Origin of the sequence: Streptomyces hazeniae, from assembly GCF_031845485.1 — a bacterium.
GTDB classification, from domain to species: domain Bacteria; phylum Actinomycetota; class Actinomycetes; order Streptomycetales; family Streptomycetaceae; genus Streptomyces; species Streptomyces hazeniae.
The window spans coordinates 1-23,515 of record NZ_JAVREQ010000012.1 but is presented as its reverse complement, the minus strand read 5'-3'; the positions used below and the strand labels follow the sequence as shown (position 1 = coordinate 23,515).

The following is a 23,515-nucleotide window of genomic DNA, read 5'->3' as shown; positions in this document are numbered from 1 at the left end:
CTCAGCGGGCGGCGGCCTGGAAGGCGTCGGAGAGGGTGACGAGCTGGCGGGCGTCCCCCTCGAGGGTGTCCTCCGCGGGCATCGGCAGCAGCACGGCCTTCGAGGGCGCGGTTCTGGACGGCGCCGGGGCACCTGCCGCGTGGTCGTGCAGCGCGGCCCGCAGCCGCGCGGCCAGGTCGGCCGCCCAGCCGTCGGACGGTTCCGGGCGAGCCGGGGGAGCGGCGGCCCGCGCGCCGTCCGGTTCGCCGTCGGCCCCGGCGTCCGGACGCGCCAGGTACGGGCTGATCCGCACCAGCCCGTCACGGCACTCGATGACCCGCCGGTAGTAGCGGCGGTGCACGCCGCGCAGCAGCAGCCGGTCCCCCCAGGGCCGGGTCGGCACCCGGGTCAGCTCGTCCTCCGGGAACGCCCGGTGCAGCGCGGCCCACAGCGGACGCAGCCGGTGGTAGGCCCGCCGGTGCCGCCACCACAGCCGCAGCGCCGCGATGCGGGTCGCCGCGCCCGGGTAGCTCACACCGATCACGAACACGGGCACGGCGATCGACAGCGTGAGGTTGGCGCCGGTCAGCAGCGGCGACTCGTCCGGGCCGCCGGCCCACCGCACCACGACGAACACCTGGCGCACCACGTCGGCCAGCACCATGGCCGCCATCGCCACGGCGGTCAGCCGCAGCCCGGTGGCCAGCGACCCCTGCGAGAGGCGGATGTAGCGGTACGTCCACCACAGGGCCATCGCCAGGGCGTACCCCAGGTACAGACCCGCGGAGAGGTAGAAGCCGGCCACGCCGGCGATCTGCATGTCCGCGGTGTCGTAGGTGCCGCCGCGCGCGCCGGGCGGGGTGGCGGCCATGGACACCGCCGCGAGCCCGGCGGCCACGCCCAGCGGCACCAGTTCCAGGCGGGCCCGTCGCCGGCCGCGCGCCGGGTCGAGGGCGGCCGAGTGCAGGTAGAAGCACATCAGAAAGTACACGCAGCACAGCAGCAGCACGTTCTGCAGCAGCTCCGCCGCCCCCGCGCCCAGGAGCCCGTCCGCCGCCCGGGCGCCCGGTCCGGTGCCGAACGGGAACGCCAGCGCGGCGGACACCAGGCACAGCGTCACCGACCGCAGCGGCAGGTCCGCCGGGGCGCGCGAGAGCTGGTAGCCCTTCCACGCCACGGCCGCCACCAGCAGCACGCCGAGTACCGCGCTCATGTCACAACCACCCCTGCCGGTCGCCCAGCGCCGTCTGCACCCGCTGCAGCGCGGGGTTCTTCGACGCCCGCGGAGTCACGTGGTCCAGCACGGACGCCCACTCCAGGATGATGGTGGCCACCAGTTCGGCCTCCCGCTCGTGCTCCTCGTCGTACGACGTGCGGCGCAGTGCCCGCCGGACCGCCCCCAGGGAGAGGTCGCCGGGAGCGGACCGCCAGAACTCCGGATCGTCGTCGTCGCTGCGGTGGTCCGCCAGGATGTGGCCCACCTCGTGCAGGATGATGTGGTCCTGGTGGGCCTTGCTGGTCTCCTTCTGGTACAGGATGTGGTCCGTCGTGTCCGTGGCCACCCACAGCCCGAACGGTCCCGGGGCCGGCAGCGCATAGGGCAGAAGCCGGATCGGCCGGCCGCGCTTCTCACCCAGCAGGCGGCACAACTCCTCCACCCGCAGCGGCGGTTGCACCCCCAGTGAGCGCAGTTCGCGCCTGCACCGCCGCCGTAGCTCTCGCTCCTTCACCCCTCGCTCCCCACCCGATCGTGTCTGAGCCCCCGCCGCGAAACTACACCTTCACCCCCGCGCGGACCACGGGTGGGCGCCCTGAGCTGCGCGTCCGCGGCCCGGAAAACCCTTCGCGGAGTGAGGGACCGGTGGCGTACGGTCCTGGCGCGAGTGAGAGGCCGAGGGAGGAACGCGTGACGCCGGAGGAGATCGTCGGACTGCTGGCCGAGCCGGGGCGGCTGCGGGTGTTCTCCGCGGTCGTGCTGGGTGCCGGGACGCCGTCCGAGGTGACGGACCGGGCCGGGATCCCGCCGAAGGAGGCCGGGGCGGCGCTGCGGCGTCTCCAGGAGGGCGGGCTCGTGGAGGCCGCCGGCGGACGGCTGGTGGCGCGGGCCGGGCAGCTCAAGGACACCGCCCGTCGGGCCGCCCGGAGCGAGGACTCCGCACGGCCCGCCGTGGACCACGGCTCCGGCGACGCACGCGTCGAGACGCTGCTGCGCACCTTCCTGCGGGACGGCGGCGACCGCATCCGCAGCCTGCCCCGGCAGTTCGGGCGGCGGCGCATCGTGCTGCACCACCTGGCGCGGAGGTCGTTCGAGACGGGCGCCGCCTACCCCGAGCGGGAGGTGAACGCCGTCCTGCGCGGGTGGTGCGAGGGCGCCGAGGTCGACCACGTGACCGTGCGGCGGTACCTCGTCGACCACTGCCTGCTGAGCAGGGCGGACGGCGTCTACCGGCTGCGGGAGGACGCTCCGGCCGTGCTCTGACCGCCCGGTCACGACCGTTCGCGGGTCAGCGGTTCGCGCGGGCGGCTTTGCGCGCGGCGCGGGCGGCCAGCCGCTCGTCGAACTTCCGCGCCTCGCCGTCCAGGCCGTTCATGAACAGCCCGAGTTCCTCCTGCGCCTTGAGCCCCTCGGGGCCGAGGCCGTCGATGTCGAGCACCTTCAGGAAGCGCAGGACCGGCTGGAGCACGTCGTCGTGGTGGATGCGCAGGTTGTAGATGCCGCCGATCGCCATCTGCGCGGCGGCGCGCTCGAACCCCGGCATGCCGTGACCGGGCATCCGGAAGCCGACCACCACGTCGCGCACCGCCTGCATCGTCAGGTCGGGGGCGATCTCGAACGCCGCCTGCAGCAGGTTGCGGTAGAAGACCATGTGCAGGTTCTCGTCCGTGGCGATGCGGGCGAGCATCCGGTCGCACACCGGGTCGCCGGACTGGTGGCCGGTGTTGCGGTGGGATATGCGGGTCGCCAGCTCCTGGAAGGAGACGTAGGCGACGGAGTGGAGCATGCTGTGCCGGTTGTCGGACTCGAAGCCCTCCGACATGTGCGCCATCCGGAAGTTCTCCAGCTGCACCGGGTCCACCGCGCGCGAGGTGAGCAGGTAGTCCCGCATCACGATGCCGTGCCGGCCCTCCTCCGCGGTCCAGCGGTGCACCCAGGTGCCCCAGGCGCCGTCGCGCCCGAAGAGGCTGGCGATCTCGTGGTGGTAGGAGGGCAGGTTGTCCTCGGTGAGCAGGTTGACCACGAGCGCGGTCCGGCCGATGTCGGTGACCTTCGACTGCTCCGGCGCCCACGGCTCGCCCTCCAGCGGGCCGTCGAAGTTGCGGCCGTCGCTCCACGGCACGTACTCGTGCGGCATCCAGTCCTTCGCCACCGCCAGGTGTCGGTTCAGCTCCTTCTCCACCACCTCCTCCAGCGCGTAGAGGAGCCGGGCGTCGGTCCAGCCGTCCGTACCGGCGTGCTGTCGGGTGGTGACGGTCACGGATGCTCCTGACGTGCGGGTGCGATTCACCTACGGCTGCGTAGGTTACGAGACCGTAAGTTATTACCGTCGGAACAAGCAAGAGCGGCCCGGTGACCAGGTACTACGCTCGGTTTTGTGGAATCCCGCCTTGCACACGAGGACATGCCGCTCTTCGTCTACGGAACGCTCTGCTTCGAGGAGGTGCTGCGGGCCCTGCTGAGGAGGGTTCCGTACTCCGAGCCGGCCGCGCTGGCGGGCTGGCGGGCCGCGGCGCTGGCGCGGCGTCCCTACCCGGGGCTGGTGCCCGCGCCGGGCGGCCTCGCGCGCGGGCGCCTGCTGCGGGGGCTGACGCCCGAGGAGTGCGCGGTGCTCGACGCGTTCGAGGGGGCGGAGTACACGATGCGGGCCGTCGCGGTGGACGGCGGGCGCGCGGCCCGCACGTACGTGTGGCGCGGCGGCGACGTGCTCGCCGAGGACTGGGATGCGGAACGCTACGCGGAGCGAGTCATCGCGGCGTACGGCCGCTGAATTCGCCCCCGCCCCAGCTCCGGTCCGCTGCACCTGCCCCGCTCGGTGACGCGTCCGTCGGCGACGGCCGTGCGCAGCGGCGGGGAAGGGTGACCGTACCGGGCTCGTGCGTGAACGTGTCCATCACGAGCCACTCGTCCAGCTCGGGGTCGTAGAGATTCTGCACGCCGAACTGCAGGACCTGCCAGAAGGTGGTCCGGTCCTTCTGGTCGACGTAGACGTCCCCGAGCGCCAGCGGGAGCCGCAGGTGGTTCCCGGGCGGCGCCTCCGGCACCACGATCCCGACCCGCCAGTGGTGCACGTACCGGTCCGGCCGGTCCGGGCCCTGCTGGAGGACCTCCCGCCCGACGAACCGGGCGCCCTCGAAGAGCTCGTTCAGGTCGTCCAGGGTGAACCCGGGGATCCGTGAGCACGGATGCTCGGTGAGCCCCGGATACTTGTAGGTCAGGGTGTAGAGCGTGCCGCGGTAGATCAGGTTGGTGAACCAGATCGGGTGGTCCGGCCCGCCCGCGGTCATCTGGCTGTCGCCGTCCCGTCCCTCCCAGGTGAAGGGGACGGTGATGCCGAGGTCGCGGACGATCCATGCGCCCTCGCCCCGGAAGTCGCGGGGGAGGCGGGGAGGGCGCGGCGCGGGCGGGCCGGGTCGTTCCGCCGTCCCGGTCGTGAGGGACGCGGCGGCCGCGCGCGATGTTCCGTCGTCCGCCGGCGGGAGCAGCGCCGGGAGGAGGGCGATCGCTCCCGCGAGAACGGCGGACGTCAGCGCCCGGCGTGTGGGTGTCCAGCTCATCATGTCCCTCGACCGTGTGTCAGGCGCCGTCCGGGCGCGGGCCGCGAACGCGGCGATGCCGCCCGCCCGCCGGCTCCGGGGCACAAACGCACCGAAGCGTGACATTGTCTACCAGACGAGGTCGGAGGTGACGGCGCAGGCGAGACGTGCGCCGCGGCGAGCCGTCTTCTGCTTCCCCTGTTCGGCGGGGTGAGGGACGCGGCCGGGGCCGTGGGCCCGCGCCCCCCGCCCCCGGGCCCGCCCCGCGCCCGCGTGCACGGGCTAGCGGAGGCCCGCCCGGCGGAGCGCCTCGGCCATCTCGTTGTTGACCGGTGCGGGGCGCTGGTCGCGGTCCCGGCGGGGACGGCCACCGCCGCCCTGCCGCTGGCGCGGCGCGGAGCCCTTGCGCCGGTCGCCCCCGCCCCGGCGGCCTTCGCCGCCCTTCGGGGCGCCCCCGCCGGCCTCGTCCTCCAGCCGCAGCGTCAAGGAGATCCGCTTCCGCGGCACGTCGACGTCCAGGACCTTGACCTTCACGATGTCGCCGGGCTTGACCACGTCCCGCGGGTCCTTGACGAAGGAGCGGGACATGGCAGAGACGTGCACCAGGCCGTCCTGGTGGACGCCCACGTCGACGAAGGCGCCGAACGCCGCGACGTTGGTGACGACGCCCTCCAGCACCATGCCGCCGGCCAGGTCGCCGATCTTCTCCACGCCCTCCTTGAAGCTGGCGGTCCGGAAGGCGGGACGCGGATCGCGGCCGGGCTTCTCCAGCTCCTTGAGGATGTCGGTCACCGTCGGCAGGCCGAACGTGTCGTCGACGAAGTCGGACGGCTTCAGCGCACGCAGCGCCGTCGCGTTGCCCATCAGGGACGGGACGTCGGTCCCGGCGGTCTTCACCATCGTGCGGACCAGCGGGTACGCCTCGGGGTGCACCGACGAGGCGTCCAGCGGGTCGTCGCCGCCGCGGATGCGGAGGAAGCCCGCGCACTGCTCGAACGCCTTCGGGCCCAGCCGCGCGACGTCCTTGAGTGCCTTGCGGTCGCGGAACGGGCCGTTGGCGTCCCGGTGGGCGACGATGTTCTCGGCGAGGCCGCCGCCGATGCCGGAGACCCGGGAGAGCAGCGGCGCGGAAGCGGTGTTCACGTCCACCCCGACGCCGTTCACGCAGTCCTCGACGACCGCGTCCAGCGAACGCGAGAGCTTCACCTCGGACAGATCGTGCTGGTACTGGCCCACACCGATCGACTTGGGGTCGATCTTCACGAGTTCGGCCAGCGGGTCCTGGAGGCGCCGGGCGATGGAGACGGCGCCGCGCAGCGAGACGTCCAGCTCCGGCAGCTCCTGCGAGGCGTAGGCGGATGCGGAGTACACCGACGCGCCGGCCTCGGAGACCATCACCTTGGTCAGCTTCAGCTCCGGCCGCCTGGTGAGGAGTTCGCCGGCCAGCTTGTCCGTCTCGCGGGAGGCGGTGCCGTTGCCGATGGCGACCAGGTCGACGCCGTGCCGCTCCGCCAGCGCCGACAGCCGCTCCAGGGCCTCGTCCCACTTCTTCTGCGGGGCGTGCGGGTAGATCGTGTCGGTGGCGGCGACCTTGCCGGTGGCGTCGACCACGGCGACCTTCACGCCCGTACGCAGCCCCGGGTCCAGTCCCATCGTGGCGCGGGTGCCGGCCGGTGCGGCCAGCAGCAGGTCGCGCAGGTTGGCGGCGAAGACCCGCACGGCCTCGTCCTCGGCGGCCGTGCGCAGCCGCAGCCGCAAGTCGATGCCGAGGTGCACCTGGATGCGGGTGCGCCAGGCCCAGCGGACGGTGTCGGCCAGCCAGCCGTCGGCGGGACGGCCCTGGTCGCGGATGCCGAAGCGGTTCGCGATGCTGCGCTCGTACGTCCCCGGCGTGCCGTCGGCGGGCGCGTCCGCGGGGTTCTCGGGCTGGAGCGCGAGGTCGAGGACCTCCTCCTTCTCGCCGCGCAGCAGTGCCAGCACCCGGTGGGAGGGCAGCTCGGTGAAGTCCTCGGAGAAGTCGAAGTAGTCCTTGAACTTGGCGCCCTGCTCCTCCTTGCCCTCGCGGACGGAGGAGGCGACGCGGCCCTTCTCCCACATGCGTTCGCGCAGTTCGCCGATCAGGTCGGCGTCCTCGCCGAAGCGTTCGGTGAGGATCGCGCGGGCGCCCTCCAGCGCGGCCCCGGCGTCGGTGACGCCCTTCTCGGCGTCCACGAACGCGGCGGCCGCGGCCTGCGGTTCGGCCGACGGGTCGTTCAGCAGCCCGTCGGCGAGCGGTTCGAGGCCGGCCTCGCGCGCGATCTGCGCCTTGGTCCGGCGCTTGGGCTTGAACGGAAGGTAGACGTCCTCCAGACGGGCCTTGGACTCGGCCGCGCGGATGCGGGCCTCCAGTGCGTCGTCGAGCTTGCCCTGCGACCGCACGGACTCCAGGATCGCCGCGCGCCGCTCCTCGAGCTCACGCAGGTACCGCAGCCGCTCCTCGAGGGCGCGCAACTGCGCGTCGTCGAGCATCTCGGTGGCTTCCTTGCGGTACCGGGCGATGAAGGGCACCGTCGAACCGCCGTCGAGCAGCTCGACCGCGGCCTTCACCTGCCGCTCCCGTACGCCGAGCTCCTCGGCGATCCTGCCTTCGATGGTGGTCGTCACGTTGATCCGTTCCGCCGTCCCGTTGCTGTTCCCCGCCCGGGGGTTGTCCCGGGTGAGGTACGCATTCTGGCAGGTGCCGCGGCCGGGACGGCGGCCGGACGCGCGCGGACCGCCGGACCGGTACGGGGCCGGTGCCGGCGGTCCGCGCGGCGCGGGGGATTCTCAGACCCGGCGGCCGCCGCGGGACATGCCGCCGAAGAGCCGCGCCACCGCGCGGAACGGGAGGGTCACGATCGTGGCGATGGCGCCGCCGATCATGCGGAAGATGTCAGCTATCGCACGCATGGCTCCCGGGTCCCCCACTCGCTCGGGGCCAAACAACGGCTGCCGTGACGCACCCTGCCGGCCGGCCGGTCAGCCCTTGCCGAACACCTCGCCGGGGAACGCCCCGTTGCCGAGGGCCGTGGCCGTGAAGCCGCCGGCGAGTTCGGTGAGGCGGGCGGTGCCGTCGGCGCCCAGCGCGGCGTACGGGCGTCCGTCCAGCCGGTCGGTCTCCGTCTCCAGCCGCTTGCGCAGCGTCAGTCCGGATTCGGTGAGGTCGCCCGCCTCGTCGAGAAGCCCGCGGTCCCGCAGCCGGTCCTGGGCGCCGTGCCAGTCCTGCTCGTTGTAGCCGCGGGTGGTCAGCAGGAACGACGGCACCATGCCCCGTCCGGACGCGGAATGGCTGACCAGGGCTTCCAGCGGGTCGAGTTCGGCGTGCTGGAGCACGGCGATGTGCGCGTCGCCGCGGTGCTCGCGCAGCAGCGTGGCGGCGTGCCAGAGCGCCAGGTGGGCGTCGTCGGGCACGGGCAGGTCGGCGTGCGCGGCGTACAGCGGCCGCCCGGGGCGGGTGCAGCCCTCGGCGGCGCGCAGCGCCAGGTCCGCGGCCTCGCGCATCTGCGGCGAGGCGACGGCGTCGTCGCCCAGCAGCCGCCGCAGCATGGCGTCCACCGCACGCATCCGGGCGGCCAGCACGGTCGACGGTGAGGCGAAGTCCCACACCTCGGGCAGGAAACGGGAGATCAGGTGGTGGCTGAAGTTGTAGAAGGCGGCCGTCACCGTTCCGGCGGAGACCGCGCCCATGGCGGCGGCGCGTCCGGCGAAGTAGACCGCGCTGGGGTCCTCGATGCCGTACGGCGCCAGCTCCTTGGCCAGATCGGGGGCGAAGTAGACGGCGGAGTGCAACGGGTTCAGCGCGTTGTGGCAGTGGCGGCCGGCTCGGTCGTCGGGTGTCGTCGTCATGCCCGCACGTTACCGATTGGTAATCCTCGGGGGGAAGGGCCGTCCCCCCGCGAACATCCGAGGTCACGTGCTCCAGGTGAAGCGCGGTTCACGCCGCTCCAGGAAGGCGGCGACGCCCTCGGCCGACTCGTCGCTCGCCGCCGCCTCGCGCGACCAGTGGGCGACCCGTTCCCGGTCGCCGTGCCCGTCGGCGAACTCCTTGGCCGCGGCCTGGGTCAGCTGGGAGCGGGAGACGAGCAGGCGGGTGTACGCGGCGGTGCGGGTGTCGAGGCCGTCGCCCGGATGCAGCTCGTCGACCAGGCCGCAGCGCAGGGCGCGTTCGGCGCCGATCAGCTCGGCGGAGAACAGCAGGTGCTTCGCGGTGGACGGTCCCACCAGCCGGACCAGCCGCTGCGTCGCCGAGGCGGGGTAGACGATGCCCAGCCGTGCCGGGGTGACGCCGAAGAGCGCGTCCTCGGCGGCGAACCGCAGGTCGCAGGCGGCGGCGAGCTGGACCCCGCCGCCCACGCAGTGACCGCGGACCACGGCGAGGGTCGGCTTGGGGAACGCGGCCAGCGCCTCCTCCGCGGCGAGGGCGAGGTTCCTGCCCTCGTCGGCGGACGCGCGGAGCGTACCGATGTCCGCGCCGGCGCAGAAGGTGCCGTGCGCGCCGGTCAGCACCATCACGCGTACGGCGGCGTCGGCCGCCAGCCGGTCCAGGAGCGGCGGCAGCGCGCGCCACATGGCGGGCGTCATCGCGTTCCGTTTGGCCGGGTGGTCGATGGTGACGGTCGCGACGCCGTCGGCGCACGCGGTGGCCAGCTGCATGAGTCCGATCGTATCCGCCGGGCTGTCAGGCACCGTCCGGGCACTGGTGCATTTCCGGTCATGGAAGGCCACGAACCGAAAGGCGAGTGGCACATGTCGTCGATAGGTGACGACTTGCGGTCAGCCGGTCGGTTCGGGGGTGTGAGCTATCAACACTCGATGCAAGAACAGATGCAAGAACACAGCGTGGATGGGAGCGGGGTGCGGCAGATGGACATCCGCGGGAGTGAGCCGCCGGCGGCCGGTGGCGGTGCCCCGGTGGCGACGCCGGTGCAGGAGTGCGTCCGGCCGGCGAGCTACGAGGGCACCTGGCGCCTCACCGCTCCCGCGCTCGACTCGTCCGTGCCGCAGCTGCGGCACGCCGTACGCGACCTGGTGCGCCGGCAGCGCGCGCCGGTCACCGACGACATGCTGCAGGGGCTGCTGCTCATCCTCTCCGAGCTGGTCACCAACTCGGTGCGGCACGCGGCGCTGCTCTCCCCGGAGATCGGTGTCGAGGTGTCGCTGGGCTCGGGCTGGGTCCGGATCGCCGTGGAGGACGCACACCCGTACCGGCCCAAGGCGCTGGAGGCCGACCCGGACCAGCAGCACACCGGCGGCCGCGGCCTGCTCCTGGTGAAGACGATCACCGCCGAGGCTGGCGGCCTGTGCGACGTGGAACAGACCGGGGCGGGCGGCAAGGTCGTCTGGGCGGCGTTCCCGCTCCCGCCCGGGGCCTGACCACCGGGCTCCCGCCCCGGAGGCCCGCCCCGGGGCGGGGAGCGGCGCGCCCGCCGGGTGGCGGGCGCGTGCGCGGCCGCGGCTACCAGCCTGCCGCACCGCCCGTCACCTCGCGGATCGCCGGCCGCGCGGCGTCCAGCACGGTCATGAACCACGCGGAGAAGGTGTCCTCCGCGTGCCGCTTGTCCAGCTCCGCCGGCGTCACGAACGCCGTGTCCGCGATCTCCTCCGCGTCCGGACGCAGCCGGTCCCGCACCACCCCGGCGAACAGGTGGTTGAACTCCTTCTCCACCAGCCCCGAGGCCGGGTCCGGGTGGTGGTAGCGGACCGTGCCGGCCTCCCGCATCGAGAACGGCGCCACACCCAGCTCCTCGCCCACCCGCCGGGCCGCCGCCGCGAACGGCGGCTCACCCGGATAGGGGTGGCCGCAACAGGTGTTGGACCAGACGCCGGGGGAGTGGTACTTGCCCAGCGCGCGCCGCTGGAGCAGCAGTCGGCCGGTGTCGTCGAGGAGGAAGACGGAGAACGCCCGGTGCAGCCTGCCCGGCGGCACGTGCGCGGAGAGTTTCTCCGCGGTGCCGGTCGTCGTGCCGTCCTCGTCGACCAGTTCGAGCAGGATGGGTGCCGCTGGGCTGTTCGCCATGTTCGTCCTTCTCCAGGTGGTATCCGGCTGCTCGCCCAGTGTGCCGCACCTCAGTGACACAGCCGCGCTTCGTGCGCCGCATGTCCGTGCGGCTCGAGCTGGAACGTGCAGTGCTCGACGTCGAAGTGCGCCCCCAGGCAGCCCTGCAGCTCGTGCAGGACGCGTTCGTGGCCCATCGCGTCCAGCACCTCCTGGCTGACGACGACGTGCGCCGACAGGACCGGCATGCCCGAGGTGATCGTCCACACGTGCAGGTCGTGCAGGTCCTCCACGCCGGGCACCGCCAGGATGTGGGCCCGCAACTCGGCCAGGTCCACGTCCTTCGGCGCGGCCTCCAGCAGCACGTCCAGGGCCTCCCGCGCCAGCCGCACCGTCCGCGGGACGATCATCAGCCCGATCAGCAGCGAGGCGATCGGGTCGGCCGCCTCCCAGCCGGTCAGCATCACGGCCACCGCGGAGACGATCACCGCCAGCGAGCCGAGAGTGTCCGCCAGGACCTCCAGGAACGCGCCGCGCACGTTCAGGCTCTCCCGCTGCCCGCGCAGCAGCAGTGCCAGCGACACGCTGTTCGCCACCAGACCGACGACGCCGAAGACCAGGGTGAGCCCGCCGTCGGTCCCGGCCGGGGTGAGGAAGCGCTGCACCGCCTCGTACAGGATGTAGCCGCCCACGCCCAGCAGCAGCACGCAGTTGGCCAGCGCGGCGAGGATCTCGGCCCGCGCGAAGCCGTAGGTGCGCCGCTCGCTGCTCGGACGGTTCGCGAAGTGGATCGCCAGCAGCGCCATGCCCAGGCCCAGCGCGTCGGTGGCCATGTGGCCCGCGTCCGCCAGCAGGGCGAGCGAATCCGCGAGGAGGCCGCCGGCGACCTGCACCGCCGCCACGGTCAGGGTGATGCCCAGGGCGATGCGCAGCCGGGTGCGGTGCGCCGCCGAAACGGTGCCTCCCGAGCCCGCACCGAGCCCGCCGTGATCGTGCCCCGCACCCATGTGCCGCCTCCGTCGCTCGACTCGGAATGTCTCCAGGCGGTCCCCAGTGAACTACGGGCGGGGGGTAGGGGCAACGCGACGCTGAACACCGTTGTCATGTGCTCTGACCTGGCGTTTTCTTCAGTGATCAGGTCTGCCGGGTCAGAGCCCCGGGAGCGCGGTCAGGGGTGGCGGAGCCGCCATCCCTCCCAGGCGGAGACGATCATGTCCCGCACGTCGTGCCGCGGCTTCCAGCCCAGCTCCCGCCGGATCAGCTCCGCCGAGGCGATCACCCGGGCGGGGTCGCCCGGACGGCGTGCGACCACCCGCGGGGCCGGCTCGCGCAGACCCGTGACGTCGGCCACCAGACCGGCGATCTCGTGGACCGAGACACCCGTGCCGGTGCCGATGTTCACCGTCAGATCCTCCGCGCCGCCGCCCGCCTCGCTCGCCGCCGCCACGTGCCGGGCGGCGACGACGTGCGCGTCCGCCAGGTCGGCGACGTGCACGTAGTCGCGAATGCAGGTGCCGTCCGGCGTCGGGTAGTCGTCGCCGAAGACCCGGGGCGCCTCGCCGCGGGTGAGGGCCTCGAAGAACATCGGGATGACGTTGCTCACGCCCACGTCCGACAGCTCCGGTGCGGCGGCTCCCGCGACGTTGAAGTAGCGCAGGCACGCCGTCGCCAGCCCGTGCCGGCGGCCCGTGGCGCGCACCAGCCACTCCCCGGCCAGCTTGGTCTCCCCGTACGGGTTCATCGGCACGCACGGGGTGTCCTCCGTGACCAGGTCCACGTCCGGCATGCCGTACACCGCGGCCGAGGAGGAGTACACGAACCGGTCCACGCCCGCGGCGACGACCGCCTCCAGCAGTACGGTCAGCCCGTGCAGGTTCTCCCGGTAGTACCGCAGGGGCTGCTCGACCGACTCGCCGACCTGCTTGCGCGCCGCCAGGTGGACCACGCCCCGCACCTCGTGGCCGGCGAGCGTCCGGTCCAGCAGGTCCCGGTCCAGGACGGTGCCCTCGACGACCGGAACCTCCGCGGGAAGCCGCTCGGGCAGTCCGCTGGAGAGGTCGTCGAGCACGACGACCCGCTCCCCGGCGGCGCCCAGCGCACGGACGACGTGCGCGCCGATGTAGCCCGCGCCACCTGTGATCAACCACGTCATGGCGGCACCCTATCCGCCGGACCGGGCCGGAACCGCCGGGCGCCCGCGCGTCGTCCCTAGTCCGTGGCGCCCCGTCCGGCGCCCGGGCCCTTCCGTCCGGCGCGCGGTGTCCCGGCGAACGCGCGATGAACGGTGCACGTCGTTGATCCGATAGCCTCATGGCCGATGCCGCCCCGCCGCGTCCCCGGTGCGGGCGTGCCCTGCCGCTGCCCGGCCGCCCGACGCCCGGCGCGGCGACCTGCCGCACGCCAAGGAGTGAGTTCCGCTGCCGACCGCCATCCTCACCGGTCCACCGGTCGACGGGTCGTCACTCGAGGACGGCCTGCGGACGCTGGGCTTCGACGTCCGCACGGCCGCCGACGCCGCCGCCGCCGCGGCCGAGGTCCGGCGGGTACCGGCCGGTGAGCGCGTCGCGCTGGTCGACGCCCGGTTCGTCGGCCACCTGCAGAGCCTCCGGCTCGCCCTGACCGACCCCCGCTTCCCCGCCGCCGCGGTGCCCGGTGCCCTGACGGCCCAGCCACAGGCCCGGCCGGCACTGCTCCGCGCGCTGGACGGACAGGCCGCGCCCGCGCCCGGGGGCGCGCGGCACGGTGGCGTCACCGCCGCCGGCACCGTGGGGACGCCGCACGCCGACGGTCTCGCATCCGCCGGTGCCGGTGCGCGACGCACCGGCACCCTCGACGGCCCCCGTCCGGCCGCGGACGGCGGCCCCACGATCCCCGCGCAGCCAGGCGAAGGCCGCGGCCGCGTCCCGGGCCCCGCCGGCGGCGCGGACGACGACGGCGCACCCGCACCCTCCGCCTCTCCGGGCGCGACCGAGCGCGGCATCGGCGCCTCGGAGACGGACGCCCCCGTGGACGACCGGCTCGCGGACGAGGGGGCCGGCGCGGCGCCGTCCCGCGCCGCGTCCACACCCGCCGAACCCGGCACCGACACCCTCCCGGACGCCCTCGCCGCGGCCCTGGACGCCGGAGACGCCCCCGTACAGCGCCCGGCGCTCGGCGTCCTCGTCGCCGAGGTGCCCGACGGGCCGGACGCCCGCCGGGCAGCCGAGGAGGCGGTGGCCGGCGTCGACGAGGAGGCCGTACGGCTGCGGGGCGCGGTGAAGCCGCGCGACGGCTTCTTCACCACGTTCGCGATCAGCCCGTACTCCCGCTACCTGGCACGCTGGTGCGCGCGCCGCGGACTGACGCCCAACCAGGTCACCACCGCGTCCCTCGTCACCGCTCTGATCGCTGCCGCCTGCGCCGCCACCGGCACCCGCGCGGGGTTCGCCGCGGCCGGGGTGCTGCTGCTCGGCTCGTTCGTGCTGGACTGCACCGACGGCCAGCTCGCCCGCTACTCCCTGCAGTACTCCACCCTCGGCGCCTGGCTCGACGCCACCTTCGACCGGGCCAAGGAGTACGCCTACTACGCGGGTCTGGCGCTGGGCGCGGCGCGCGGCGGCGACGACGTGTGGGCGCTCGCGCTGGGGGCCATGGTGCTCCAGACCGTGCGCCACGTCGTGGACTTCTCCTTCACCGAGGCCAACCACGACGCCGCCGCCAACACCAGCCCCACCGCCGCCCTCTCCGGACGCCTGGACCGGGTCGGCTGGACGGTCTGGGCGCGCCGCATGATCGTGCTGCCCATCGGCGAACGCTGGGCGCTGATCGCCGTCCTCACCGCCTTCACCTCGCCGCGCGTGACGCTGACCGTGCTGCTCGCGGGCTGTGCGCTGGCAGCCTGCTACACCACCGGCGGGCGCGTACTGCGCTCGGTCACCCGGCGGGCACACCGCACCGACCGCGCGGCCCGCGCGCTGGCCGACCTCGCCGACACCGGCCCGCTGTCCGGGGCCGTCGCCCGTCTGGCCGGCGCCGGTGCCGTGCGCGGCCCGCTGGCGCCGGTGCTCGCCGCGCTGGGCGCCGCGACGGTGACCGGCGCCGCGTTGTGGGCACCCCTCGGCAGCTGGTGGCCGGTGCTCGCGGCCGCCGGATACGTCGTGCTCGCCGGGCTCGCCGTCGCCGCCCCGCTCAAGGGCGCGCTGGACTGGCTGGTCCCGCCGCTGCTGCGGACCGCCGAGTACGCCACCGTGCTCGTGCTCGCCGCCCGGTCGGAGGTGAACGGCGCCCTGCCCGCCGCTTTCGGACTGGTGTCCGCGGTCGCCTACCATCACTACGACACGGTGTACCGCATCCGCGGCGGCACCGGGGCGCCGCCGGCCTGGCTGGTGCGCGCGACAGGGGGGCACGACGGGAGGACGCTGGCGGTCACGGTCGCCGCCGCGCTGCTCCTCGGGGGAACGGGCCAAGGCTTCACACTCGCGCTGACCGCGCTCGCCGTGGTCATCGCCGTGGCGGTGCTCGTCGAGAGCGTCCGCTTCTGGGTGTCCGCCTCCGCGGGCGGTGCACCCGCCGTACACGACGAAACAGGAGAACCCGCATGATCGGCCTCGTGCTGGCCGCCGGCGCCGGACGGCGTCTGCGTCCCTACACCGACACCCTGCCGAAGGCCCTGGTGCCGGTCGACGGCGACACCACCATCCTCGACCTGACCCTCGGCAACTTCGCCGAGATCGGCCTCACCGAGGTGGCGATCATCGTGGGCTACCGCAAGGAGGCGGTGTACGAGCGCAAGGAGGCCCTGGAGCAGAAGTACGGCCTCACGCTCACCCTCATCGACAACGACAAGGCCGAGGAGTGGAACAACGCCTACTCCCTGTGGTGCGGGCGTGACGCCATCAAGCACGACGTGATCCTCGCCAACGGCGACACCGTGCACCCGGTCTCCGTCGAGAAGACCCTGCTCGCCGCGCGCGGCGACGGCCAGAAGATCATCCTCGCCCTCGACACGGTGAAGCAGCTCGCCGACGAGGAGATGAAGGTCGTCGTCGACCCCGCCAAGGGCGTCCAGAAGATCACCAAGCTGATGGACCCGTCCGAGGCCACCGGCGAGTACATCGGCGTCACCCTCATCGAGGGCTCTGCGGCCGACGAGCTGGCCGACGCCCTGAAGACCACCTTCGAGCGCGACCCCGACCTCTACTACGAGGACGGCTACCAGGAGCTGGTCAACCGCGGCTTCAAGGTCGACGTGGCCCCCATCGGCGACGTGGCCTGGGTCGAGATCGACAACCACGACGACCTCGCCAAGGGCCGGGAGATCGCATGCCGGTACTGACGAGGCTCATCCCCTCGCCAGTCGTCGTCGACATCCGGCCCGGTGCGCTGGACGACCTGGCCGACGTCCTCGCCGACCGGCGGATCTCCGCCATCGGCAAGCTGGCCGTCGCCATCAGCGGCGGTTCCGGGGCCAAGCTGCGCGAGCGGCTGGCACCGGCCCTGCCGGGCGCCACCTGGTACGAGGTGGGCGGCGGCACCCTGGACGACGCGATCAAGCTGGCGGACGCCATGAAGTCCGGCCACTACGACGCGGTGGTCGGCCTGGGCGGCGGGAAGATCATCGACTGCGCGAAGTTCGCGGCGGCCCGCATCGGCCTGCCGCTCGTCGCGGTCGCCACCAACCTCGCCCACGACGGCCTGTGCTCGCCCGTGGCCACCCTCGACAACGACGCGGGCCGCGGCTCGTACGGCGTGCCCAACCCGATCGCGGTCGTCATCGACCTCGACGTGGTCCGCGAGGCGCCCGTGCGGTTCGTGCGCTCCGGCATCGGCGACGCGGTGTCCAACATCTCCTGCATCGCCGACTGGGAGCTGGCCAACCGGGAGACCGGCGAGTCCATCGACGGCCTCGCCGCCGCCATGGCCCGCCAGGCCGGCGAGGCCGTGCTGCGGCACCCCGGCGGCGTGGGCGACGACGACTTCCTCCAGGTGCTCGCCGAGGGCCTGGTGCTCACCGGGATCTCCATGTCGGTCGCGGGCGACAGCCGTCCCGCGTCCGGCGCCTGCCACGAAATCAACCACGCGTTCGACCTCCTCTACCCCAAGCGCGCGGCCAGCCACGGCGAACAGGTCGGCCTGGGCGCGGCGTTCGCCATGCACCTGCGCGGCGCCGAGGAGGACTCCGCGCACATGGCCGAGGTGCTGCGCCGGCACGGCCTGCCGGTGCTGCCGGAGGAGATCGGCTTCAGCGTCGAGGAGTTCGTCCGGGCGGTCGAGTTCGCACCGCAGACCCGTCCGGGCCGCTACACCATCCTCGAGCACCTCGACCTGTCCACCGACCAGATCAAGGACGCGTACGCCGACTATGCCAAGGCCATCGGTAGCTGAACTCCGCCCGGTCGTGCACCCCGAGGGGGTGAAGGACCGGCGCAGCGGTGAGCACTGGGCGGGACGCCTCTACATGCGCGAGGTGTCCCTCCGCGTCGACCGGCACCTGGTCAACACGCGGGTCACGCCCAACCAGCTCACCTACCTGATGACGCTCGCCGGTGTCCTCGCCGCCCCGGCCCTGCTGGTCCCCGGCATAGCCGGGGCGGTGCTGGGCGTGGTGATGGTCCAGCTGTACCTGCTGCTCGACTGCGTGGACGGCGAGATCGCCCGCTGGAAGAAGCAGTACTCGCTCGGCGGCGTCTACCTCGACCGGGTCGGCGCCTACCTCTGCGACGCCGCCGTGCTCGTCGGACTCGGCCTGCGCGCCGCGGACCTGTGGGGCGAGGGCCGGACCGAGTGGCTGTGGGCGTTCCTCGGCACCCTCGCCGCGCTCGGCGCCGTCCTGATCAAGGCGGAGACCGACCTCGTCGGCGTCGCCCGGCACCAGGCCGGGATGCCGCCGGTGCAGGAGGCGGCGTCCGAGCCGCGGTCGTCCGGCCTGGCGCTGGCCCGCAAGGCTGCGGCGGCGCTGAAGTTCCACCGGCTGATCCTCGGCATCGAGGCGTCCCTGCTCATCCTGCTGGTGGCCGTGCTGGACGCCGTGCGCGGCGACCTGTACTTCACCCGGCTCGCGGTGGCGGTGCTGGCGGGCATCGCCCTCCTCCAGACGGTGCTCCACCTGGTGTCCGTCCTCGTCTCGAGCAGGCTCAAGTGAGCGCGCGCGAGAAGGCCCCGGCGGCCGGTGTGACCGTCGGGGCGGTCGTCATCACCATGGGCAACCGCCCCGACGAGCTGCGCGCCCTCCTCGACTCGGTCGCCGCGCAGGAAGGCGCCCCGGTCGAGATCGCGGTGGTCGGTAACGGGGCGCCGCTGCCCGCGTTGCCGGCGGGTGTACGGACGGTCGAGGTTCCGGAAAATCTCGGCATCCCCGGCGGCCGCAACGTCGGCATCGAGGCGTTCGGCCCCGGAGGCGGGGACGTCGACGTGCTGCTGTTCCTGGACGACGATGGCCTGCTGCCGCGCAAGGACACCGCCCAGCTGTGCCGGGAGGCGTTCGCCGCCGACCCGGAGCTGGGCATCGTCAGCTTCCGCATCGCCGACCCGGACACCGACGTCACCCAGCGCCGCCACGTCCCCCGGCTGCGCGCGTCCGATCCGCTGCGGCCGTCCCGCGTCACCACCTTCCTGGGCGGCGCCAACGCCGTCCGGACCGCCGTGTTCCAGCAGGTCGGCGGCCTGCCGGACGCCTTCTTCTACGCCCACGAGGAGACCGATCTCGCCTGGCGGGCGCAGGACGCGGGCTGGGCCATCGACTACCGGCCGGACATGGTGCTGCACCACCCGACGACGCTGCCCAGCCGGCACGCCGTCTACCACCGCATGGTGGCCCGCAACCGCGTGTGGCTGGCCCGCCGCAACCTGCCCGCCCCGCTGGTGCCCGTCTACCTGGGCGTATGGCTGCTGCTGACGCTGGCCAGGCGCCCGTCGCGCCCGGCGCTCAAGGCGTGGCTGGGCGGGTTCAAGGAGGGCTGGACCACCCCCTGCGGGCCGCGCAGGCCCATGAAATGGCGCACCGTGTGGCGCATGACGCGACTGGGCCGACCGCCGGTCATCTGACAAGCTCGGATCTGAGAACATCGGGTCTTCCGAGTCACTGGACAGTGTGAGGACGAAAGTTTCAACGTGAGCGAGACAACGCACGACGGTGCGGTCGCCGTGAACCCCCCGCCATCACCGGACGACGGCCTGTCCCCGGCCGAGCTGGCGGCGAAGTACGGCCTGACGGTCAGCGGCAAGCGGCCCTCCCTGCCGGAGTACGTCCGGCAGCTCTGGGCCCGGCGCCACTTCATCCTCACCTTCTCCCGGGCGAAGCTGCACGCGCAGTACAGCCAGGCCAAGCTCGGGCAGCTCTGGCAGGTCACCACGCCGCTGCTGAACGCGGGTGTGTACTTCCTGATCTTCGGGTTGCTGCTCGGTGGCAGGGAGGGAGTGCCGGGCGGCGAGCACAACTACGTGCCGTTCCTCGTCACGGGCGTCTTCGTGTTCACCTTCACGCAGACCTCGGTGCTGAGCGGTGTACGGTCGATCGCCAACAACCTGGGCCTGGTCAGAGCCCTGCACTTCCCACGCGCAGCCCTGCCCATCTCGTTCTCGCTGCAGCAACTTCAGCAGTTGCTCTACTCGATGATCGTGCTGGGAGTGATCCTGGTCGCCTTCGGTGAGTTCCCCGACTGGTCGTGGTTCTTCATCGTGCCGGTGCTCGTGATGCAGCTCGTGTTCAACACCGGACTCGCCCTGGTCTTCGCAAGGCTCGGCAGCAACACACCCGACCTGGCTCAGCTTATGCCGTTCGTGCTCAGGACCTGGATGTACGCCTCCGGGGTTCTGTTTCCCCTGCATCACATGGTGACGGAGCGCGCGGACGGACCTGAGTGGCTTGCTCAGGTGCTTCAGTACAACCCTGCCGCCCTCTACATGGATCTGATGCGCCGTGCTCTGATCGACGACTACACGATGGCGTACGTGGCGCCGTGGGGCTGGCTTGCGGCCCTGGGCTGGGCGCTGCTGATCGGCGCCTTCGGATTTGTGTTCTTCTGGAAGGCGGAGGAGCGTTATGGCCGTGGCTGAGAAGTCCAGGGAGACGGAATCGCCGGCCCCCGCGCAGTCGCGGGTGCCGACCGTCATCGCCGAAGACCTGCACATCGTCTACCGGGTCAATGGAGCCTCGAAGGGCAAGGGGAGCGCCACTGCGGCTCTGAGCAGGATGCTGCGGCGCGACCCGGACCGGGGGGTCCGCAGGGTGCACGCCGTGCGCGGCGTCAGCTTCACCGCGTACCACGGCGAGGCCATCGGCCTCATCGGCTCCAACGGCTCGGGCAAGTCCACCCTGCTCAAGGCCATCGCCGGCCTGATTCCCGCCGAGAGCGGCACGGTCTACAGCGACGGCCAGCCTTCGCTCATCGGTGTGAACGCCGCACTGATGAACGACCTCACCGGCGAGCGGAACGTCATACTCGGCGGGCTCGCGATGGGCATGACCCGCGAGCAGATCCGGGAGCGCTACCAGAGCATCGTCGACTTCTCCGGCATCAACGAGAAGGGCGACTTCATCACGCTGCCGATGCGCACCTACTCCTCCGGCATGTCGGCCCGGCTGCGGTTCTCCATCGCCGCGGCGAAGGAGCACGAGGTGCTGATGATCGACGAGGCGCTGGCCACCGGCGATCCGCGTTTCCGCAAGCGGTCCGAGCGCCGCATCGCGGAGATGCGGAAGAAGGCGGGGACCGTCTTCCTGGTCAGCCACAACAACAAGTCCATCCGGACCACCTGCGACCGGGTGCTCTGGCTGGAGCACGGCGAGCTGCGGATGGACGGCCCGACGCGTGTGGCGCTCAGACGCCGGCCGGGGTCCGCTCCCGCTCCGCCGCGGGCGCGGGGCCGCCGCCCTCGTCGAGGCCGACCCGGCCGTGCACGCGGCGCAGCCACCGCGGCGCGTACCAGGCGTGGCGGCCGAGCAGCCGCATCGCGGCCGGTACCAGGACGCCGCGCACCGCGACGGCGTCGATGAGGATGGCCAGCCCGCTGCCGAGCCCGAACATCTGGAGGAAGCTCACCTCCCCGCTGACGAAGGCGAAGAAGCTCACCGCCAGCAGCCCGGCGGCCATGGTCACGATGCGCCCGGTCCGGGCGAGACCCCTGGTCACCGCCGTGGTGTCGTCGGCGCCCGCGTCGTGCAGCTCCTTGATGCGGCTGGTCACGAACACCTCGTAGTCCATGGACAGCCCGAAGACGATGCAGAACAGCAGCACCGTCATGGAGGTGTCCATGGGCATCGGGGTGAAGCCGAGCAGGTCCGACAGGTGACCGTCCTGGAAGATCCACACCATGGCGCCGATGGCGGCGGTCAGGCTCACCGTGTTCAGGACCAGGGCCCGCAGCGGCTGGACGACGCTCCCGGTGAAGAGGAACAGCAGGACGAGGGTGGTGCCGACCACCATGCCGATCGCGGCGGGCAGCCGGTCGGCGATGGCCTGCTTGGAGTCGACGAGCTGCGCGTCCGTGCCGCCGACGAGGGTGCCGACGCCTCCCGGACCGTCCACGGCCCGCACCTCGCGCACCAGGTCCTGCGCCTCGGCGGACTTGGGCTCCAGGGTGCTGACGACGGTCACCCGCTGTGCGTCCGGCCGGGCGAGGGCCTCGGCCGCCCGGCCCGGGGGAGTGGCGCGGCCGTCGGTGTAGACGCCGGTGCTCGCCTGCACGCGCGCCACGCCGTCGAGCCGCGACAGCCGCTCGGCGTACGGCGCCAGCGCGCCCGCGGGGACCGCGCCCTCGGTTATGACCTGGATCGCCCCGGCGTCGTTGCCGGGGAAGCCTTCCGCGACCGCGGTGGAGACCTGCCGGCTCTGCGCCTGCTCCGGGAGGACCCGTTCGTCCGGAGTGCCGAACGTGGCGCCGAGCAGCGGGCTCGCCGCCAGCAGCAGGACCGCGAGCACCGGCAGCGCGGTCAGTGCGGGGCGCCGCATGACCAGGCCGGCGAGGCGTCCCCACACCGGGGCGTCGGCGCGTCGCACGGTCTTCGCCCAGGGCACCCGTCCCGCGTTGACCCGGTGTCCGAGGACGGCCAGCAGAGCGGGTACGACGATCAGCGCGGAGAGTGCGGCGATCGCCACCACGCCGATGCCAGCGTAGGCGAACGAGCGCAGGAAGAACTGCGGGAACAGCATGAGTGCGGACAGCGCCGCGATCACCGTGGCCGCCGAGAAGGCGATCGTGCGCCCGGCCGTGGTGACCGTCGTGCGCAGTGCCGCAGGCACCTCGTCGCCTTCGGCCAGCCGCTCCCGGAACCGGCTGACCAGCAGCAGTCCGTAGTCGATGCCGAGACCCAGGCCGAGCGCGGTGGTGAGGTTGACCGAGAACACGGAGACGTCGGTGAGGGAGCCGAGCACGTACAGCTCGGCGAAGGTGCCGAGGATCGCGATCAGCCCGATGGCCAGCGGCAGCAGCGCCGCGACCACGCTGCCGAAGGCGATGACCAGCAGGATCAGGGTGAGCGGCACGGCGATGGCTTCGGCCAGCGCCAGGTCCTCCGAGACCTGGGAGGTGATGTCGTTGTTGAGCGCGGCGAAGCCCCCGGTCTGCACGGTGACCGCGCCGCGGTCGCCGGCCCACTCGTCCGTCACGGTCTTCGCCCGGTCGGCGAGGGTGGTGCTGTCGCCCTCCACGTGGGCGAGGATCAGCGCCCGGTCTCCGTCCCCGGAAGCGAGCGCGGGGTCGGAGGTGGTGAACCAGGAGACGACGCGGGTGACGTGCGGCGCGTCCTGGACGCCCGCGGTGAGCTCGCGTCCGGCGTTCTGTGCGGCGGGGGAGTCGAGGCCGTCCTCGGCCCGGACCAGCAGCACCAGGTTGGTGTCGCCGCCGAACTTCTCCTCGATCACCCGCTGGGCGCGGCTCGAGGGTGCGTCCGGGTCCTCGAACCCACCGCCCTGGAGCTTTCCGAACGCGCCGAAGCCGACGGCTCCCATGGCCACCACCGCGACCAGACCGAGGAGCAGGAGTGCGCGGGCCCGGCGCAGGGCGAGCGCGGCGATGCGATCCAACACGGTGGGATCCCCCTTCATGTTTACGCTGTCAACATCTACTCAAGCAGGCGATGTTTATGCTGTCAACATCGGGCAGGATGGACGACATGGGAGAGACCTCGGGGAAGACCGGCCACCGCGCCGCCTACCATCACGGCGATCTGCGCAACGCGCTCATCGACGCCGCGACCGACCTGGCCCGGGAGGGCGGTCCCGACGCCGTCGTGCTGCGGGCGGCGGCCCGGCGGGTCGGCGTGTCGCCCACCGCCGCCTACCGCCACTTCAACGGCCAGGGCGACCTGCTCTTCGCGGTGAAGGTGTGCGGCCAGCGACACCTCGCGGAGTCCATGGCCGTCGCCGGTGAACTCGGCCCGGACGCGACCGGCGACGAGGTGGAGGACGCCGTCCTCGCGATGGGTCGCGGCTACATCTCCTTCGCCCTGCGGGAGCCGGGCCTGTTCCGCTCCGCGTTCTGCGACACGCCCGAACTGGCGATGGTGCTCAACCAGGATGGTGTCCCCAGCCCCTCGTCCGGCGAGTGGCAGTTCCGCTCCTTCGAGATGCTGATCGACGTCCTCGACCGGCTCGTCGCCTGCGGCCGGATGCCCGCCCGTCGGCGCCCGGGGGCGGAGGTCGCCGCCTGGTCGATGGTGCACGGCCTGTCCGTGCTGCTGCTCGACGGCCCGTTCGCGCAGCTTCCGGACGACCGGCGGGAGGCCGCCGTGGACCGCACGCTGCGCACCCTCCTCGCCGGATTCACGGCTCCCTGAGCGGGTTGCTGGGCGGG

Annotated in this window: 22 protein-coding genes and 1 pseudogene; 11 read left to right on the top strand and 12 right to left on the bottom strand. The window is 72.9% G+C overall.

The window, feature by feature from the left end; genetic code table 11:
• Window position 1 precedes the first annotated feature (1 nt).
• Together RM572_RS14705 and RM572_RS14700 are read right to left on the bottom strand one after the other, a co-directional pair.
• Window positions 2-1,192, bottom strand: a complete 1,191-nt coding sequence (locus tag RM572_RS14705; RefSeq protein WP_311673787.1) for an MAB_1171c family putative transporter — start codon at window positions 1,190-1,192, stop codon at window positions 2-4.
• A gap of 1 nt (window position 1,193) precedes the next feature.
• Window positions 1,194-1,709, bottom strand: coding sequence for a hypothetical protein (locus RM572_RS14700; RefSeq protein ID WP_027762243.1), 516 nt, complete (start codon window positions 1,707-1,709; stop codon window positions 1,194-1,196).
• 176 nt (window positions 1,710-1,885) lie between these two features.
• Between RM572_RS14700 and RM572_RS14695 the strand changes: the two genes are divergently transcribed.
• Complete coding sequence (locus tag RM572_RS14695; RefSeq protein WP_311673786.1) at window positions 1,886-2,458, top strand: DUF2087 domain-containing protein; 573 nt, start codon at window positions 1,886-1,888, stop codon at window positions 2,456-2,458.
• Between the two features lie 25 nt (window positions 2,459-2,483).
• Here the strand turns inward: RM572_RS14695 and RM572_RS14690 are convergent, their stop codons facing one another.
• Window positions 2,484-3,455: an acyl-ACP desaturase gene (locus RM572_RS14690; RefSeq protein ID WP_311673785.1), complete on the bottom strand. Its 972-nt coding sequence runs from the start codon at window positions 3,453-3,455 to the stop codon at window positions 2,484-2,486.
• Between the two features lie 117 nt (window positions 3,456-3,572).
• On the opposite strand from RM572_RS14690, the gene RM572_RS14685 reads away from it, so the two are divergent.
• Complete coding sequence (locus RM572_RS14685) at window positions 3,573-3,965, top strand: gamma-glutamylcyclotransferase family protein (RefSeq protein WP_311673784.1); 393 nt, start codon at window positions 3,573-3,575, stop codon at window positions 3,963-3,965.
• Here the strand turns inward: RM572_RS14685 and RM572_RS14680 are convergent.
• The 5 genes from RM572_RS14680 to RM572_RS14660 all read right to left on the bottom strand — a co-directional run bounded on the left by RM572_RS14680 (window position 3,943) and on the right by RM572_RS14660 (window position 9,402).
• Window positions 3,943-4,755, bottom strand: a complete 813-nt coding sequence (locus RM572_RS14680) for a hypothetical protein (RefSeq protein ID WP_311673783.1) — start codon at window positions 4,753-4,755, stop codon at window positions 3,943-3,945. The two genes, RM572_RS14685 and RM572_RS14680, sit on opposite strands and share 23 nt — an antisense overlap.
• A 258-nt stretch (window positions 4,756-5,013) precedes the next feature.
• Window positions 5,014-7,374 (bottom strand): Tex family protein, encoded by a 2,361-nt coding sequence (locus RM572_RS14675; RefSeq protein WP_311673782.1) that lies wholly within the window; start codon window positions 7,372-7,374, stop codon window positions 5,014-5,016.
• A 162-nt stretch (window positions 7,375-7,536) separates the two neighbouring features.
• Window positions 7,537-7,659: an LPFR motif small protein gene (locus RM572_RS14670; protein WP_311673781.1), complete on the bottom strand. Its 123-nt coding sequence runs from the start codon at window positions 7,657-7,659 to the stop codon at window positions 7,537-7,539.
• A 69-nt stretch (window positions 7,660-7,728) separates the two neighbouring features.
• Window positions 7,729-8,595: an SCO6745 family protein gene (locus RM572_RS14665; RefSeq protein WP_027762248.1), complete on the bottom strand. Its 867-nt coding sequence runs from the start codon at window positions 8,593-8,595 to the stop codon at window positions 7,729-7,731.
• Between the two features lie 63 nt (window positions 8,596-8,658).
• Window positions 8,659-9,402: an enoyl-CoA hydratase/isomerase family protein gene (locus tag RM572_RS14660; RefSeq protein WP_311673780.1), complete on the bottom strand. Its 744-nt coding sequence runs from the start codon at window positions 9,400-9,402 to the stop codon at window positions 8,659-8,661.
• 210 nt (window positions 9,403-9,612) lie between these two features.
• Between RM572_RS14660 and RM572_RS14655 the strand changes: the two genes are divergently transcribed.
• Window positions 9,613-10,122: an ATP-binding protein gene (locus RM572_RS14655; RefSeq protein ID WP_311673779.1), complete on the top strand. Its 510-nt coding sequence runs from the start codon at window positions 9,613-9,615 to the stop codon at window positions 10,120-10,122.
• A gap of 82 nt (window positions 10,123-10,204) precedes the next feature.
• On the opposite strand, the gene idi is transcribed toward RM572_RS14655, so the two are convergent.
• The 3 genes from idi to galE form a co-directional block, all read right to left on the bottom strand.
• Window positions 10,205-10,765, bottom strand: coding sequence for an isopentenyl-diphosphate Delta-isomerase (gene idi, locus RM572_RS14650; protein ID WP_311673778.1), 561 nt, complete (start codon window positions 10,763-10,765; stop codon window positions 10,205-10,207).
• A gap of 50 nt (window positions 10,766-10,815) precedes the next feature.
• On the bottom strand, window positions 10,816-11,751 hold the full coding sequence (locus RM572_RS14645) for a cation diffusion facilitator family transporter (protein WP_311673777.1): 936 nt from the start codon (window positions 11,749-11,751) through the stop codon (window positions 10,816-10,818).
• 161 nt (window positions 11,752-11,912) lie between these two features.
• On the bottom strand, window positions 11,913-12,896 hold the full coding sequence (gene galE, locus RM572_RS14640; protein ID WP_311673776.1) for a UDP-glucose 4-epimerase GalE: 984 nt from the start codon (window positions 12,894-12,896) through the stop codon (window positions 11,913-11,915).
• Window positions 12,897-13,227: 331 nt separating this feature from the next.
• Between galE and RM572_RS14630 the strand changes: the two genes are divergently transcribed.
• The 7 genes and pseudogenes from RM572_RS14630 to RM572_RS14600 form a co-directional block, all read left to right on the top strand.
• Entirely contained in the window at window positions 13,228-15,324 is a 2,097-nt protein-coding gene (locus RM572_RS14630) for a DUF5941 domain-containing protein (protein ID WP_449657219.1), read from the top strand.
• On the top strand, window positions 15,321-16,058 hold the full coding sequence (locus RM572_RS14625; RefSeq protein ID WP_311673774.1) for a phosphocholine cytidylyltransferase family protein: 738 nt from the start codon (window positions 15,321-15,323) through the stop codon (window positions 16,056-16,058). The genes RM572_RS14630 and RM572_RS14625 overlap by 4 nt, the downstream gene beginning before the upstream one ends.
• Complete coding sequence (locus RM572_RS14620) at window positions 16,046-17,107, top strand: iron-containing alcohol dehydrogenase family protein (protein ID WP_311673773.1); 1,062 nt, start codon at window positions 16,046-16,048, stop codon at window positions 17,105-17,107. Before RM572_RS14625 ends, RM572_RS14620 begins: the two co-directional genes overlap by 13 nt.
• Window positions 17,085-17,864, top strand: a complete 780-nt coding sequence (locus tag RM572_RS14615; protein ID WP_311673772.1) for a CDP-alcohol phosphatidyltransferase family protein — start codon at window positions 17,085-17,087, stop codon at window positions 17,862-17,864. Before RM572_RS14620 ends, RM572_RS14615 begins: the two co-directional genes overlap by 23 nt.
• 29 nt (window positions 17,865-17,893) lie before the next feature.
• Complete coding sequence (locus RM572_RS14610; RefSeq protein ID WP_311673916.1) at window positions 17,894-18,766, top strand: glycosyltransferase family 2 protein; 873 nt, start codon at window positions 17,894-17,896, stop codon at window positions 18,764-18,766.
• A 66-nt stretch (window positions 18,767-18,832) separates the two neighbouring features.
• A complete protein-coding gene (locus RM572_RS14605) occupies window positions 18,833-19,777 on the top strand; it encodes an ABC transporter permease (protein WP_311673771.1) in 945 nt (314 codons plus the stop codon).
• Window positions 19,764-20,546: pseudogene (locus RM572_RS14600) on the top strand (ABC transporter ATP-binding protein); the annotation flags it as partial. The gene RM572_RS14605 and the pseudogene RM572_RS14600, both read left to right, overlap by 14 nt.
• On the opposite strand, the gene RM572_RS14595 reads toward RM572_RS14600, so the two are convergent.
• Window positions 20,542-22,749 (bottom strand): MMPL family transporter, encoded by a 2,208-nt coding sequence (locus RM572_RS14595; RefSeq protein ID WP_311673770.1) that lies wholly within the window; start codon window positions 22,747-22,749, stop codon window positions 20,542-20,544. The pseudogene RM572_RS14600 and the gene RM572_RS14595 overlap by 5 nt on opposite strands.
• A gap of 77 nt (window positions 22,750-22,826) precedes the next feature.
• Here RM572_RS14595 and RM572_RS14590 point away from each other — a divergent pair, with 77 nt between their 5' ends.
• Complete coding sequence (locus tag RM572_RS14590; RefSeq protein ID WP_311673769.1) at window positions 22,827-23,498, top strand: TetR/AcrR family transcriptional regulator; 672 nt, start codon at window positions 22,827-22,829, stop codon at window positions 23,496-23,498.
• Window positions 23,499-23,515: the final 17 nt, after the last annotated feature.

Bases quoted from the DNA above. Each gene is read 5' to 3' on its own strand.
- RM572_RS14705 (WP_311673787.1), bottom strand. From the start codon at position 1,192: ATGAGCGCGGTACTCGGCGTGCTGCTGGTGGCGGCCGTGGCGTGGAAG.
- RM572_RS14680 (WP_311673783.1), bottom strand. From the start codon at position 4,755: ATGATGAGCTGGACACCCACACGCCGGGCGCTGACGTCCGCCGTTCTC.
- RM572_RS14670 (WP_311673781.1), bottom strand. From the start codon at position 7,659: ATGCGTGCGATAGCTGACATCTTCCGCATGATCGGCGGCGCCATCGCC.
- RM572_RS14665 (WP_027762248.1), bottom strand. From the start codon at position 8,595: ATGACGACGACACCCGACGACCGAGCCGGCCGCCACTGCCACAACGCG.
- RM572_RS14660 (WP_311673780.1), bottom strand. From the start codon at position 9,402: ATGCAGCTGGCCACCGCGTGCGCCGACGGCGTCGCGACCGTCACCATC.
- RM572_RS14655 (WP_311673779.1), top strand. From the start codon at position 9,613: ATGGACATCCGCGGGAGTGAGCCGCCGGCGGCCGGTGGCGGTGCCCCG.
- idi (WP_311673778.1), bottom strand. From the start codon at position 10,765: ATGGCGAACAGCCCAGCGGCACCCATCCTGCTCGAACTGGTCGACGAG.
- RM572_RS14645 (WP_311673777.1), bottom strand. From the start codon at position 11,751: ATGGGTGCGGGGCACGATCACGGCGGGCTCGGTGCGGGCTCGGGAGGC.
- galE (WP_311673776.1), bottom strand. From the start codon at position 12,896: ATGACGTGGTTGATCACAGGTGGCGCGGGCTACATCGGCGCGCACGTC.
- RM572_RS14625 (WP_311673774.1), top strand. From the start codon at position 15,321: ATGATCGGCCTCGTGCTGGCCGCCGGCGCCGGACGGCGTCTGCGTCCC.
- RM572_RS14620 (WP_311673773.1), top strand. From the start codon at position 16,046: ATGCCGGTACTGACGAGGCTCATCCCCTCGCCAGTCGTCGTCGACATC.
- RM572_RS14615 (WP_311673772.1), top strand. From the start codon at position 17,085: ATGCCAAGGCCATCGGTAGCTGAACTCCGCCCGGTCGTGCACCCCGAG.
- RM572_RS14590 (WP_311673769.1), top strand. From the start codon at position 22,827: ATGGACGACATGGGAGAGACCTCGGGGAAGACCGGCCACCGCGCCGCC.